Raw genomic sequence first — 16,619 nt, forward strand, 5'->3', positions numbered from 1 at the left:
GAATAAGGTTTGTATGATGAAAATTAATAAAAAAACAATAATGGTATTTTCTGTTCCTATAATTGCTCTAACTTTAGGGATTACAACAACTTCCATTTTAATTACTAAAAAAATTAATAATGAAAAAATAAACAAACAAAATAATCAATTGAAATCATTTATTTATAATCAACCAAACAGTGAATTAGATTCACTATTAGAAAAATTTTATTTTAAATTTATCAATAATAATGATTTAAATTTATATCAAAAAGAAAAGTTATCTTTAAACTTGCAAAAATTCGTTTCAGAATATAATGCTTTTTTAAGCAAACCTTTGACATTATTAAACTCAAGGATAGAAAAAAAATATCCTGATTTATTAAAAAAATCAAATGAATTAATTGAATTTAAAAACAAAATTAAGAAAATTGTTTCAAACATTAATTTAAATAATTTCAATTTTGAAGATAATACTAACCAATTAATAGAAAAGAATAAAGATATAGTTTACATAAATCAACAAAATAAAAATCTAAATGATGAATTAGATATTTTTTCTACTAAAATAAACTCTACAAATTTTTATAATAATTTTCTTTTAAAATTAGTAGATAAAAATTTTTTAAATGACATTATGGATGTAAATTTTTCTTATTCTAATTACTTTCAAAAAATAAAAAACTTAGATTTAGAGATAAACGAAATTAAGGATACAATTTCTTTTTTAGATTTTTACTTTGAAAAATCTGATAGTAATTTAAAAAATGAAATAAAGCAAATTACAACCAAATATAAAGAAAAAATACAGGAAAAAAGTGTCTTCTCTCTCTCTCTCTCTCGAATTTAACCCAAGTTAATAAATATATAAATCTTATTTTAAATGACTTAAATTCTTTTATAAGTTCAAATAAACTTTTTGATGATTATTTAATTTATAAAAAAGAAGAGTTTTTAATAAAAATAAATAATAGTTCTTTTTTAAGTGAAGAACAAAAAAATACTTTTAAAAAGAAATTAAAAGAAGTAAATACAATTATAAAAGAACAATATTTAGAAATTGAATTTAATAATGAATTGGAAGATTTTCAACTATCTAAATCTAACTTAATAACAGAAATAAATCAGTCAAATATTAATAAAAAAAGCAAGTTTGAATTAGTAAATAATGTAAAATCTCTAAAATTCAAAACTGAAATTCTTGATTTTAAAAACTCTTTAGAACAACTTTTTTCTAAAATAGAAAATTTAAAAACACTAATTTTAGAATTTGAAAATGGAATTTTAAATAACACTTTGTCAGGAGAAAAACAATTTAATTTTTTAAAAGAAAAAATAAAACTTGATTCATTTATTAAAAATAATGAATTGTTAGATGTAGATATTTTTGATCTCACTAAATCAATAGATAAAGTAGATCAATTCATTTCAAAATTAAATGAAATAAAAAATGCAACCGATACAACAAATGATGATTTGCAAACTATTTTTGATAGAGAAGCAAATGCAAATTTAAGTAATTTTCAATTAAATGCTAATACAGAAAAGTTTGATTTAAAACAATATTTATACTCTGGTTCTATTAATTTAAAAAATGCAAATTTATATTTTGGAGCATTAGATACAGATTTTATCGATTACACAATTTCCAATTTACAACTAAAAAAAGATAATAGAAATATTCTTGTTGTAACAATAGATGCTGTTGCAAAAACTGATTCTAATTTACATACAATAATAAGAAAAGAAATAGATTTTTCTACTAAAGATATTACACCTATCATAAATGATATATCTATTGCAAATTTAGATGAAGTTTTTGACATTAACTACTTTGAATTATCTAAAATTAAATTTAGAGAATTTCTTGAAAATGAAACATATAAAAAGTATTTAATAAAGAAAAAACAGGGTATTTCCAATTTCTTCAGTTATGATATACTACCTAATTTTAGTTTAGAAAATAACACAAATAAATTACAAGCAACAGTAAATATTTTATTTAATAAGCAAGTTATAAAAACTTTTAATCTCACTTCTTTAAAAGCAGTAGAATTTGAAAATGAAAACACCGAAAAAGATGACGAAATAAACAAAAACAAAATTTTACAACTTTTAAGTGGACCAGTTGGTGATTTATTAGAAGAATTTAAATTTAAAGATGGTGTAAGAAAAACTCACACAGACTATTATTCAAAAGATGCAAAAATAGCAATTGAAAATTCCTATATTTTACCTAAATATGGTAGATATGAAATTTATGTAGAAAATGTTGAAAGTTATAATAATATAAAAGATGCTAAATATAAAAATAAAGGTGGAGATGCAAATGTTTTCTTTTGATACAAAATAGATGGACAAAAAGTACCTTTACCTGAAAATAAATCAAGATATATAAAAACAGTTGATTTCTTTAGACATTTTACTTATGAAGCAATAAAACCAATTAATGGTAAACAATTTACAGCAGCCGATTTTAAAGGAAATTACAGTGAAATAGAAGAAAATTTCAAAACAGAAATCAATAAAATTAATGAAACTAATTTTCAATATAGAAAAGTTCAAGGAAAAGCAATTAAACAAGGGCAAATTACCTTATATAGAGCATTTAATATAAAAGATTTTCTTTCCCAAAATCATCTAGAAAAAATGAATTACTTTTTCAAATTAGCAAATGGAACTGATGATTCTGCTTTAGTTGGACAAAGTTATGATAATGACTGATTTGTACCTTTAGATGCTAAATTAATTACTAAAAGTGGAATTGTTAAAAGTACTGCAAACTTAAATGATTTATTATCTAAATACTTTTATTATTTCTATGATATAAAACAAATAAATAAGTGATCATTATCATTTAAAATTGGATTTATTAATATTTTAGATAATAACAAAAGATTTACTAATGAACAGGAATATGTGTTAGATAATGTTGTAAATGATTATCAACAAGAACTTTATCCTGCAGTTATTTTAAATAAAATAACTTTATCAGATATTAACGTTGATAAAGGGCAATTAAAAGAACACGATGTAACTTACTACAGAAATAATTTGGATGAATTAAATAGAATTATTACTTTAAACTATCCTGGTGATGAAATAGAATATAATAATTTTTCTTTACCTAAAAATCGTTTTAAAATTTCAGAAATTCAAAATGCAAATGATGATTTTGCATTTGTTAGATTTGCTTTTTACAAAAAAGATGATTCAGTTATTAAAAGTGATGTTTGATATAAAATTAGCGGATTTAAAAAGATTTCCACCAATGAAGGAATTAATAAACTTACATTTGATAATAACAAACTAAATACAGTCTTTTATTCAAAAAATGAAATTGAAAGAGAAAGGGAACTTGAACCTTTTTGAAAAGACTTAATTTGAACTTTAGATCCTAAAACCAATGTTGCATCTTGAGTGCTAAAAAAACAGTACATTGAAAAAACTTTTCTTGCATCAGGAACTAAAAACCGAAGTTTTAAATTAACTTTATTTGGAAATGTTTTATCAGTTGATAACGATAAAGATGATAGAGTAAGAAATGAATCTAAAGTTCCTAAGTTTGATTTTGATTTTGAAGAGTTAATAACAGGTAAACTAGTTATCAAAGAAGGTATTGTTGGTGGTTATAAATTTACAAAAGGAAACACTTGAATTCAAGTTCCTCCAGTTGAATACATTTTAAGTGCCAAATATGACGAAAATACGGGAATTTACTTTACTTTAAAACTAAAAAACCCTGAATATAAAATTATTATCGATACAACTTATACCCAACCAAATGATGTTAATTTTTCTCCATCAAGAGCTTTTATTTTAAATTTTGCACCAGCAAAAATTGTAATGAAATATACAAATAGTAAGCAAAATGAACATTTTAGTGATTACAAAACTAATCAATATAATTATGAACATGTAAATTACGATTTACAACAACAACCAATCTTACATTATAATGACGAAAATGTTGATTCAGATTATAGTGTTTATAATCCAAATCAAAATGTGATTTATAAAATTCATGAAGGATATAAACCAGATAGAGAGTGAATTAGAAGTGAGTGACATAATTGAGAACTTGTAAATACAGTAAAATCAAGAGCAATTAAATATGTTCCCAATATTAACCATACTCTTTGAAATGGTTCTGCAACAATAATAGCTAAAGTTAATTATGACATTAATGATCATAGATTTTATGTTTTAACTAATCACCATGTTGAAAAAGAAGTTGATAAACTTTCTAAAATTTCGGGAGAAAACTTACCATATACACCAAAAAGTCATAGAAATATTTTTATTGAAAGTGATAAATATAGAAATGATATAAATGATGGTTTTGGTTATCCTTCAACACGAAATGAAGTAGGTTTTGGTCAAATTCCTACCAAAATTTTATGGGTAGGAACAGGAGAAAGAAATCAAATTTCTAAAGATAGCAAACAAAAAGGAAATTATGATGCTGCTGTTTCAATTATTGATTGAGGAGATTATGTTAAAGAAGCAAAACGAGAAGGTAGAATGGGTATTGTTAAACATTTTCAAAATTTACAAACATTAGAAAATGTTAAATTGGATGTTGACTATAAAACAGCAGAAATTTTTGTACCAAATATAACAGATATGGCACATTTAGGTTTCCCTTATTGAGGATCTAAAACTGGTTATATAAATCACCGTCCTGATTTAAGAAAAAATAGTGTAATTTTTGCACAGTCATCAAATTTTTCACCTTTATATTTTGGTTCAGGTAACTCTGGTTCTGGGATGTTTGTTGATAAAAATAGCTTAGTTGGTTTGTGAACATCAGGAAATGGCGGGGGAACTTCAGAAATTTTTAGATATGACACTGATGAATATAACTTTTTTGGAATTAATTGAAATAATGAAAATCCATTAAATTTAAAAAATACTGGTTCTTTTGGCGCTCAAATCATTAGAGCAAATGCTAAAAATCCAAATGATTTCTCATTACCTTGGTTTTGAAAAGAAATTAAATAGCAAATTAATTAATAGTTAATAATATATCAAACTTTATAAAAGGAAGACTTGTTTTGTTAAGTCTAATGACTTTTCTTAATATTTACAGTCTATTAAAAGAAAATAAATCTTACAAAGTTAAAGTAGATTTAAATATCTTATCTAATTTTTTAAAATTAATTTCTAAATTATTGATATTATAAAATTTTTTAATTTTATCTTCTAAATTATTATTTTGAACAAATTCTTTAAATGTTTGATTATTTAATAAACTTCAAGAAACTAACATTTTTTTTATTGAATCATTTTCAATCATTTCTGTATATAAAGGACTAAGATTAGAGTATAAAAATTTATTTTTCAAATTAGAATAATTATTTTTACAAAAATCTAATCAGCAGTATTTATATAAATTTTCTATAGAAACTGCTATTGCATTGTTTATTTTTTTACTTAAAAAGGTTTTATTTCTAATTAATGAGTTTATGTCTCTTAATGTATAAAAATATAAAATGTCTTTTTCTTCAGTTTTAAAAGGATATTTATGTATTTTTGAATCAATTGTATTGAAATTATTTAAGATAAAAAAATCTTGATGATTAAAAATATCAAATTTGAATTTTAAGATATCTTCATAATTTGTTTCGATATTGTTTTGTCTTTTATATAAAGATAAAATTAAAGGAAATTCATTAGTTTTTTTATTTTTTAGTTGTTCAAATTCTTTGCTTGAAAAAATCATAGATTTTTCAAGTTTATAGTTTTGAAAAAAAGATTTTAATTTATTAAAATTTTGTTTTTTTATAAGAAAAGAAAGTGGGTGAATTACACAAATTAAATCTGCTTTAAGTTCATTATACATTTTTAAAAATGATAAACCTAAATCATTTGAAACAAGATTTTCATCCATTTCAAAAGAACCTTTTTTATTTTTTTGGTATTGACTTAAAGTGTCATTATATGGTGGATTCCCAATTATAAGAATTTTTTCATTCTCTTCTATTTTATATTTTCTTCTATTTACTTTTATAAGCGAATTTTCTTTATAAATGGAAATATTAGGGAAATTTTCTTTTATAAAATTAACACTGAATTCATCAATATCAGTTGCAATAAAATTGCTTTCTAAATCTAGAAAGTCATTAATGAAAGAACCATAACCTACACCTAAATCCAAAATGTGGTCAAATGGATTATTTTTAATTTCATCCATAACCCATTTTTTAGCTATTTGAACTATTTTTTTAGGACTATAATAACTTCCGAGTTGAATTTTTTGTTTTTCAACTAAGTGTATATTTTTTTCAAGATTAATTTGCTTCATTACTTTATTTTATCACATTATGTAATATAATTTAATTATGAAAATTAAAAATAATAGTGGAATTTTAGAATTATTTTTTTCTTCCAAAAATAAAGGAAAATTTCGTTGAAAAATCAAAGAAAGTGAAATAGATTTTCCTAAGACATTTGCTACAACAAAAGATTTTTTTCAAGATAATTGTTTTCTTGAGTGACAAATTAGTTATGATAAAGATGCTGAACAAAACAAAGAATTTGAATTTGTAAATTACAAAAATAAAAAGAAAAATCTTTTTGAATTATCATGAATATTAAAAGAATTAATAGAAAATAAAATGATTAGTACAATCGATATTAACAAATTAATTGAAAAAATAAAAAAATATAACTTTTATTTTGAAGAAAAGAAAATTCAATATCAAAAATCCGAAGAAATATTAATTGAAGAAATAAATTTTAGTCAAAAAAATATAGTTTTACCTACTTTTTTACATTCTTTTGATAATGGAATTAATATTGAAATATCAATTCAAAAACAACAATACGCATCCGGTTTCCAACCAATGGTTTATTTAAATATTCCTATTTCATTATTTAGCAATTCTATGTTATTACTTGGTCAAACTTCTAAACATTTAACAGAATTAAAACTAATTTTAAATAAAGAAATAGTTACAGTTTTCATGACTGTAGTAAAAATATTTGCTTTATGTTCAACAAAACATAAAACAGATATTTTGAATATTTTATCATTCTTAAAAGAAAACATTTAATTTTGAAAATATGAATTTTTGATTAAAAAAACAAATAAAAAATAAAATTTCAAAATATTTTATTAATATTACTAAAAACGGTATTAATTATTATATAATTAAGCAATATGTTAGATTTTTTAGGGAAAAGATTACAAAAAGCTATGCAAAAAGCTAGCTCAAAAACAATTTTAAAAGAAGAAGATTTATTAGAAATTACAAGAGAAATTAAATTAGCACTTTTAGAAGCTGACGTTAACTTGCTTGTTGTAAAAGATTTTATTAAAGAAGTTAAAGAAAAAGCAATTGGTTCTGAAATAATTGGTAAATTAAATCCAGGACAACAAATGATTAAAATTGTTAATGATGAATTAACTAAAATCCTTGGTGGAAAAACAAAGGAAATAAAATTAGATCAAACAAGAACAATCATAATGATGACTGGATTACAAGGATCTGGTAAAACTACTTCTACAGCAAAATTAGTTAGTTATTTTTTAAGAAAAAAAATGATTAAAAAACCACTAATGATTGCTGCAGATATTTATCGTCCTGCTGCTATAGAACAATTAAAAGTTCTTGGTAAACAATTGAATGTTGATGTTTATTTTGAAAATGATACTAATGTTCAAAATATAGTAAAAAACGGAATTCAGAAAGCTAAGGATGAATATTATGATTTTATAGTTATAGATACAGCTGGACGTTTATCTATTGATGAAAATTTAATGAACGAACTTGTTGATGTTAAAGAAATAGCAAAACCAAATGAAATATTTTTTGTTGCAGACGCCTTATCTGGACAAGATATTATTAATGTTGCCCAAACATTTAATGATTATTTAAAATTAACAGGTTCCATTATAACTAAATTAGACTCAGATGCTAGAGGTGGTGCTGCATTTTCATTAACAAAATTATTAAACTTACCTATTGTTTTTATAGGAACAGGTGAAAAAACTAATAATTTTGATTTATTCCATCCTGATAGAATGGCAGATAGAATTTTAGGAATGGGAGATGTTTTATCTTTAATTGAAAAAGCAGAAGAAGTTATTGATAAAGAAAAAGCAGAAAAATTAGGTAAAAGAATGCTTGCTGGTAATTTCAATTTAGATGATTTACTAAATTCATTACACCAAATGAAAAAAATGGGAAAATTTTCTAAATTAATAAAACTAATACCAGGTTTACCTAAAAATATTGATCTTTCTCAAGTTGAAGGAGTTGATGAAAAAATTAAATTATATGAAATTATCATTTCTTCAATGACTATGGAAGAAAGGAAGAATCCTAAATTGTTAAAAATGCCATCAAGAAAAAATAGAATTTTAAAAGGTTGTGGCAAGAGTGTTCAAGATTATAACAAACTTTTAACTGAATTTGAAATGCTTTCAAAAAGAATGAAAGAAATGTCAAAAAATGGAATGGGAGGACTAGGAAATATATTTAATAAATTTTAATTAATTTCCTAATATATGATTTTTGAAACAACTACTTTAGCAATTATATTTGCATTAGCCAGTTTGTCTTTGTTTATTTTTGCAACTAAAAAACTATCAACTACATTAAAAAATATTGGAGATAGTAAATTTAAAAAAATAATTAAAGTTATTTCCAAAAATAATTTTGTCGCACTTATGGTAGGTGTACTTATTACCACTTTAATTCAGTCTTCAGATGGTGCAATTGCTCTAATTATGGGGTTATTAGCTGCCAAATTTATTGGACTAAGGGTTGCAATTGCTTTTCTTTTAGGAGCAAATATTGGTACCGCTACTACTTCACTGATTGTTTCATTTCAATCGAGTTTTCAATTTACTGAATACTTTGTTCTTTTTATGTTTCTTGGAGTTTTTGGTTCCCTTTTAACAAAAAAAGAAAAAGCTGTAAATATCTTTTTAATTTTAGTTTCGATAGGAATGGTATTCTTTTCTTTAAAAATAATGTCAGGTGCAGCAAAGCAAATAGTAAAGGAAGATTTCTTTAAAGAAACTTTAAGAATTGCAGGAATTAATCCTTGATTATCTTTTCTATTTTCCTTTGTTTTAACTGGTTTATTGCAATCATCAAGCGCAACAGTTACTTTATATCAAGTTGTTTTCAATGAATCAAATTCCTTATTACAACTGCCTTCAGCAATTGCTCTTGTTTTTGGCGCTAATTTAGGTACAACAATAACAGGATTGATTGTTTCATTTACATCAAAAAATAATAATTCTAAAAAAATAGCACTAATTTGAGGATTCACTAACTTCACAATTTCCTTAATTTTATTGCCATTTTTATCGCCTTTTACCTTTTATTCAGATTTTATTCAGTTAATTGTTCCAAATCAAAAAGCTCTTCAATTATCAATTGCACATTTACTTTTTAATTTCATTTTAGTTTCTATATTTTTCTGATTAATAAAATATTTAGAAAAGTTAGTAAATTTTCTTATCAAAGAGAAAAGAGTTGGAGCTGAATTTGATATTTATCTTCCAGAAGAATTAATAGGACAAAATGCTTCTTTAGCTTTAAAAGCTGCGAAAAATGCTTTATTTTCACAAGCTAAAATTTCAGAAGCAGGAATTGAATTGTTAAATAAATATATTGAAACTGGTGATACAAAATTACTTAGAAGATATTCTGAACTTGAAGAAGTAATTGATAACACTAGAACTTTAATTTACAATTATTTAGTTCAAATAAGTTCTAATAATTTAACTAAAAATGAAGCCAAAACACATTTATCTTTAATTTTATCTTCCCGTTCTATTGATAAAATTATGGGTTTAGGTCGAAGTGTAATTATTGAATTAAATAGAATTTATGACTCGAAAAACGAACTTTTCTTTGACATAGAACCAGAAATTGTTACGGAAATTAAAGAACTTGTTTCTTTAGTGCTTGTTTTAATCAAAAATGCCGCTTCTCAACTTGAAGAACAAACAAAAGAGCGTAGTGAATTTATCGACAAAATGTCTAATAATTTAAATATTTTAACTTTAGAATTTGCAAAATCCAATGTTGAAAGATTAAAAACAGAAGAAGGCAGAAAACAATTAGAAAAAGACTTTGATTATAGCGTTTTACTTAGAACAATAGAAAGAATGGCACATCACTGCCAAAGAATTAGTCACTACATTAAAAATTCAAGATTTAAAATGAAAAGAATTTCCGAACAAGAACGAACCAATTTTATAGATTTAAATAACTAGGAATATTTATGAATAAAAAATACAAAAAAATCTTTTTTCCTTTATTATTAGCAACTTTATCAACATCTTTGATTGTTGTTTCGTGTAACTCTAACAACAACAATGACAATATAAATTCAGAACAATTTCCACCTAAAAATCCTAATCCAAATTTTAAAGAAGGAATTTACACAAAAGTAAATTCAGATATTTTTAAAATAAAAGAAACAGTAAATGATGTTAGTAGAGAAACTAATTTTATTGTTCAAGAACCAATTCTTTATTTTAATAAAGGAAAAGTTATTACTAAACAAGATTTACCAAAAACTGTTTTAATTATAAATAATACAGATTTTAGTTTTGAAAAAGAAGTTGTTTGAGACACTGATTTTGAAGAAAAAATACTCATTGATTATTCAACAACAATTCAAGGACATATTAAAGATTATCCATCCTTAACTACTCAATTAACAATTTATACAAGAACTCAAGTAGATGGAGACGAATACATAAGAAGTGTTTTACCTGCTATTGATGAATTAAGTGCCAGAAAAGAAATTGATTATGATAAATCAACAAAAATTTCTAATCAAGCAAATTATGATTTTTGAAAGATGCTTGATAGTGATCAAGGTATAGAATCTAGATGAGACAATAGAGATATCCACAATAGACATACTTCCATTTCAGACAGAACAATCGTTTTTAAATGAGATGAAAGAAAATCTATTTCTCAAATTAGAATTAATTGATTTAAAAATGGTTGGGGCGGAAGCACATTACCAGAAACCTTTTATTTTTCTTATTCTAACGATGGGGAAAATTGAACAGAAGTTACAAATTTAGATAAAAACAAGGGAAGTCAATTTGATATAACTCCAGCAAACCCACTTTATGGAGTTAATGTGTCTAATCAAACCATTTTTAATTTTGATCCTATTAATACAAGATGATTTAAATTTTCATGAGATTCAGCTAAAACAGCAAATGGTGGTGATTCAATGATAGGAATTACAGATTTTCAATTTTGAGTAAAAAATAGTTTAAAAATTTTAACTCAAAATTCTAATTCAAGTTTTTTAAAATCTGTTTTAATAAATAATAAACCTATCGAGAATTTTAATTCTTTTAAAACTAGTTATGATATCGAATTACCTAATTTGGAACAACTAAACATTTCAGTTCCTAATCAAGAAAATTTAAGAATTCAAATTAAGGAAGTTTTATCTGAAGTTAACATTAAAAACAATACAAAAATTAAATCTGTATTTAAAATTTTAGTTACAGATGAAAACAATAATACAACTATATATAAACTAAATTTATCTAAAAAATAAGGGAAATATGGAAAAAAATAAAAAAAAGAAAGCAGCAATTTTTTGAATAAGCACTTCTCTTATTGGTTCAAGTATTCTAATAGGAACTGCAACATCACTTATTTTATATAATAATAACAATATTGAAACTAAAGATTACAATAGAAAATATAATGAACAAAATCTAAATTTAAAAAGTTTTATTCTTAAACAACCCAATTATAAAATAGATGAACCCTTAAGAAATTTTTATAGTTGATTTTTAAATACAAAAGAAAAAGATTTAAATAAAAGAGAAGAGCAAATCAATGAACTTAAATCTTTTGTTAATGAATATAATAAATTTGCCCAAATGTCTTTTGAAGAGTTAAATCATCTTTTTTCTGTCAAAAAAGAAATATTATTTAATAAAAATAATAAAATTATTAATTTTAAGGATGAAATCTTTAAAGAAATTTTAAAAACCAAGTTTGAAAATTTTAACTTTAAAGAAAAAACTAATGAACTAAAAAGTATAATTCAAAATTTACCTATAATTGATGATGAAAATAAAAAATTAAATAGTGAAATTACTAATTTTGCTACAAAAATAAATGATACAAATTTCAGTAATCCTTCCATTTATAAATTTAACAATAAGAATTTTAAATTTGAATTTAATAAGGAAATTTTTGATTATCAAGAATACTATAATAAGTTAGAAAAAGTTGATAAAAATATTAAAGAACTATTGGATGATTTCTCTTTTTACAAAGAAAATTGATCTTTAAGAATTGAAGATTGATCCACTTTTTCAAATACTATAGAACAAGGGTTTTCTGAAGAGAAAATCTTATCTTTTAAGACAGTAGATGATTTGCAAAATCATATTGATTATTTATCATTAAATTTTAAAAATTATATAAAATCAAAAAATTTAAATGAGTCCTATTTACATTATAAGAAAACCAAATTTACGGAAGAAATAAAAGAATTTGCTTTTTTAACAGATGATCAAAAACAATTTTTTATCAACAGAAATAACGAAATTAAAACTATTGAAGATTATGAACAATTATTAAATAAAATCAATTCTCTAAAAAATGATTTCGATATTTCAAAAGAGAAATTAATCGAATATTTAAATAATTCTAAAATTGAAAATAATTTTAAAAAAGAGTTAATTCAAAATGTAAAATTAATAAAAACTAAGCAAGAAATAGATAATTTTAAAAATGCTTTAGAACAACTTTTTTCTAAAATAGAAAATTTAAAAACACTAATTTTAGAATTTGAAAATGGAATTTCAAACAATAGTTTATCAGGACAAAAACAATTTAATTTTTTAAAAGAAAAAATAAAACTTGATTCATTTATTAAAAATAATGAATTGTTAGATGTAGATATTTTTGATCTCACTAAATCAATAGATAAAGCAGATCAATTTATTTCAAAATTAAATGAAATAAAAAATGCAACCGATACAACAAATGATGATTTGCAAACTATTTTCAATAGAGAAGCAAATGCAAATTTAAGTAATTTTCAATTAAATTCTAATACAGAAAAGTTTGATTTAAAACAATATTTATACTCTGGTTCTATTAACTTAAAAAATGCAAATTTATATTTTGGAGCATTAGATACAGATTTTATCGATTACACAATTTCCAATTTACAACTAAAAGAAGATAATAGAAATATTCTTGTTGTAACAATAGATGCTGTTGCAAAAACTGATTCTAATTTGCACACAACAATAAGAAAAGAAATTGATTTTTCTGCTAAAAATATTACACCTATTATAAATAATATATCTATTGCAAATTTAGATGAAATTTACGATATTAACTACTTTGAATTATCTAAAATTAAATTTAGAGAATTTCTTGAAAATGAAACATATAAAAAGTATTTAATAAAGAAAAAACAGGGTATTTCGAATTTCTTTAGTTATGATATAGTGCCTAATTTTAGTTTAGAAAATAACACAAATAAATTGCAAGCAACAGTAAATATTTTATTTAATAAGCAAGTTATAAAAACTTTTAATCTCACTTCTTTAAAAGCAGTAGAATTTGAAAATGAAAACACCGAAAAAGATGATGAAGTAAACAAAAACAAAATTTTACAACTTTTAAGTGGACCGGTTGGTGATTTATTAGAAGAATTTCAATTTAAAGATGGTGTAAGAAAAACTCACACAGACTATTATTCAAAAGATGCAAAAATAGCAATTGAAAATTCTTATATTTTACCTAAATATGGTAGATATGAAATTTATGTAGAAAATGTTGAAAGTTATAATAATATAAAACAAATTAGAGACACTGCTAGAGGTGGAGATGCAAATGTTTTCTTTTGATACAAAATAGATGGACAAAAAGCACCTTTACCTGAAAATAAATCAAGATATATAAAAACAGTTGATTTCTTTAGACATTTTACTTATGAAGCAATAAAACCAATCAATGGTAAACAATTTACAGCAGCCGATTTTAAAGGAAATTACAGTGAAATAGAAGAAAATTTCAAAACAGAAATCAATAAAATTAATGAAACTAATTTTCAACATAGAAAAGTTCAAGGAAAAGCAGTTAGACAAGGAGATGTTACCTTGTATAGAGCATTTAATATAAAAGATTTTCTTTTCCAAAATCATCTAGAAAAAATGAATTACTTTTTCAAATTAGCAAATGGAACTGATGATTCTGCTTTAGTTGGACAAAGTTATGATAATGACTGATTTGTACCTTTAGATGCTAAATTAATTACTAAAAGTGGAATTGTTAAAAGTACTGCAAACTTAAATGATTTATTAACTAAATACTTTTATTATTTTTATGATATAAAACAAATAAATAAGTGATCATTATCATTTAAAATTGGATTTATTAATATTTTAGATAATACCAAAAGATTTACTAATGAACAGGAATATGTGTTAGATAATGTTGTAAATGATTATCAACAGGAACTTTATCCTGCAGTTATTTTAAACAAAATAACTTTATCAGATATCAACGTTAATAAAGAGCAATTAAAAGAACATGATGTAACTTATTATAGAAATAATTTGGATGAATTAAATAGAATTGTTACTTTAAACTATCCTGGCGATGAAATAGAATATAATAATTTTTCTTTACCTAAAAATCGCTTTAAAATTTCAGAAATTCAAAATGCAAATGATGATTTCGCATTTGTTAGATTTGCCTTTTATAAAAAAGATGATTCAGTTATTAACAGTGATGTTTGATACAAAATTAGCGGATTTAAAAAGATTATCACTAATGAAGGAACTAATAAACTTACATTTGATAATAACAAACTAAATACAGTCTTTTATTCAGAAAATGAAGTTGAAAGAGAAAGAGAATTAGAACCTTTTTGAAAAGATTTAATTTGAACTTTAGATCCTAAAACCAACGTTGCATCTTGAGTACTAAAAAAACAGTATATTGAAAAAACTTTTCTTGCATCAGGAGCAAAAAACAGAAGTTTTAAATTAACTTTATTTGGAAATGTTTTATCAGTTGATAATGACAAAGATGATAGAGTAAGAAATGAATCTAAAGTTCCTAAGTTTGATTTTGATTTTGAAGAGTTAGTAATAGGTAAATTAGTTATTAAAGAAGGTGTTGTTGGTGGTTATAAATTTCCAAAAGGAAGAACTTGAATTCAAGTGCCACCAGTGGAATATATTTTAAGTGCTCAGTATGACGAAAATACAGGAATTTCCTTTACTTTAAAACTAAAAAATCCTGAATACAAAATTATTATTGATACAACTTATACACAACCAAATGATGTTAACTTTTCTCCTTCAAGAGCTTTTATTTTAAATTTTGCACCAGCAAAAATAGTAATGAAATATACAAATAGCAATCAAAAGGAACATTTTAGCGATTACAAAACTAATCAATATAATTATGAACATGTAAATTATGATTTACAGCAACAACCAATTTTACATTATAATGATGAAAATATTGATTCAGATTACAGTGTTTATAATCCAAATCAAAATGTAATTTATAAAATTCATGAAGGATATAAACCAGATAAAGAATGAATTAGACACGAATGATATGATTGAAAACTTGTGAATACTGTAAAATCAAGAGTTGTAAAGTATGCTGCAGATATTGCAGGTAAATATTATTTTGCTTCTGGTTCAATTATAGGAAAAGTTAATAATGATCCAAATGATGCTAGATTTTATGTGTTAACAAATCAACACGTAGATAGAGAAGTAGGTAGTTTAAGTCAAATTACAGGTGATAACCTTCCTTATCAACCTAAAATAAATAGAACTTTCTTAATTGCAAGTGATAAATACAAAAATTATATTAATCCAGGATATAGATATAATGCCACCGAAAATGATGTTGGATTTAGTAAAGTTCCATCCAAAATTATATGAGTTGGTGGATGAGATAAAAGTCAAATAGGTAAAAATGGTACATCTAAAGCCGCATATGATGCAGCAGTAACTATTATTGATTTAAAAGCACTTTTAAAACAAACAAAAAGAGATGGAAGAATGGGACTTGCGAAACATTTAGAAAATCTTTTTAAAATTCCTGATTTAAAATTTGATGCAAATTATAAACAAAGTGAAATGTTTGTTCCTACAATTAGAGATACAGCTCATTTAGGTTTTCCTGTTTGAGGAACTAAAACAGGATATGTAAATCATAGACCGACAATAGGTAGAGATAATGTTAGATTTACACAAACACCTAATTTTGCACCTTTATATTTTGGAACAGGGAATTCTGGTTCTGGAATATTTACAGATGACAATAGTTTTATAGCACTTTGAACATCTGGTTCTGGTGGAGCATGATCTGATGGGTTCCGTTATGATACAACATATTTTAATTATTTTGGTATTAACTGAAATAACGAAAATCCATTAAGCTTAAAGAACACAGGTTCTTTTGGTGCTCAAATAGCAAGAGCAAATGCTAAAGATCCTAATTCTTTTGCACTCCCTTGATTCTGAAAAGAAATAAAAGAATAAATGCAATGAAGAAAAACTTCATTGCTTTTTATAAATGATTTTTAGGTTAAATATTCAAAATTAAAAATTTTCAATTAGTTGTTTAATAATTAATTTA

The 16,619-nt window shown here is 23.3% G+C and carries 8 protein-coding genes; 7 read left to right on the top strand and 1 reads right to left on the bottom strand.

The annotated features are described in order from the left end of the window. Positions 1 to 16 precede the first annotated feature (16 nt). Together ACXX85_RS02795 and ACXX85_RS02800 are read left to right on the top strand one after the other, a co-directional pair. Positions 17 to 829 (top strand): hypothetical protein, encoded by an 813-nt coding sequence (locus tag ACXX85_RS02795; protein WP_458560578.1) that lies wholly within the window; start codon positions 17 to 19, stop codon positions 827 to 829. Between the two features lie 227 nt (positions 830 to 1,056). Then, positions 1,057 to 4,983 carry an MGA_1079 family surface serine endopeptidase gene (locus tag ACXX85_RS02800; RefSeq protein ID WP_458560579.1) on the top strand — a complete coding sequence of 1,309 codons (3,927 nt, stop codon included), beginning with the start codon at positions 1,057 to 1,059 and terminating at the stop codon, positions 4,981 to 4,983. A gap of 109 nt (positions 4,984 to 5,092) precedes the next feature. Here ACXX85_RS02800 and ACXX85_RS02805 read toward each other — a convergent pair whose 3' ends face one another. Continuing rightward, entirely contained in the window at positions 5,093 to 6,286 is a 1,194-nt protein-coding gene (locus ACXX85_RS02805) for a hypothetical protein (RefSeq protein WP_436358423.1), read from the bottom strand. 37 nt (positions 6,287 to 6,323) lie between these two features. Between ACXX85_RS02805 and ACXX85_RS02810 the strand changes: the two genes are divergently transcribed. From ACXX85_RS02810 to ACXX85_RS02830, 5 genes are all read left to right on the top strand, one after another. Next, positions 6,324 to 7,037, top strand: a complete 714-nt coding sequence (locus ACXX85_RS02810; protein WP_458557535.1) for a R.Pab1 family restriction endonuclease — start codon at positions 6,324 to 6,326, stop codon at positions 7,035 to 7,037. A gap of 107 nt (positions 7,038 to 7,144) precedes the next feature. After that, positions 7,145 to 8,479: a signal recognition particle protein gene (ffh, locus tag ACXX85_RS02815; protein ID WP_458560580.1), complete on the top strand. Its 1,335-nt coding sequence runs from the start codon at positions 7,145 to 7,147 to the stop codon at positions 8,477 to 8,479. A 15-nt stretch (positions 8,480 to 8,494) separates the two neighbouring features. Then, on the top strand, positions 8,495 to 10,219 hold the full coding sequence (locus ACXX85_RS02820; RefSeq protein WP_458560581.1) for a Na/Pi cotransporter family protein: 1,725 nt from the start codon (positions 8,495 to 8,497) through the stop codon (positions 10,217 to 10,219). A gap of 8 nt (positions 10,220 to 10,227) precedes the next feature. Then, a complete protein-coding gene (locus ACXX85_RS02825) occupies positions 10,228 to 11,535 on the top strand; it encodes a discoidin domain-containing protein (protein WP_458560582.1) in 1,308 nt (435 codons plus the stop codon). Between the two features lie 7 nt (positions 11,536 to 11,542). Next, on the top strand, positions 11,543 to 16,522 hold the full coding sequence (locus tag ACXX85_RS02830; RefSeq protein WP_458560583.1) for an MGA_1079 family surface serine endopeptidase: 4,980 nt from the start codon (positions 11,543 to 11,545) through the stop codon (positions 16,520 to 16,522). Positions 16,523 to 16,619: the final 97 nt, after the last annotated feature.

It is taken from the genome of Mycoplasma sp. Z386 (assembly GCF_054343375.1).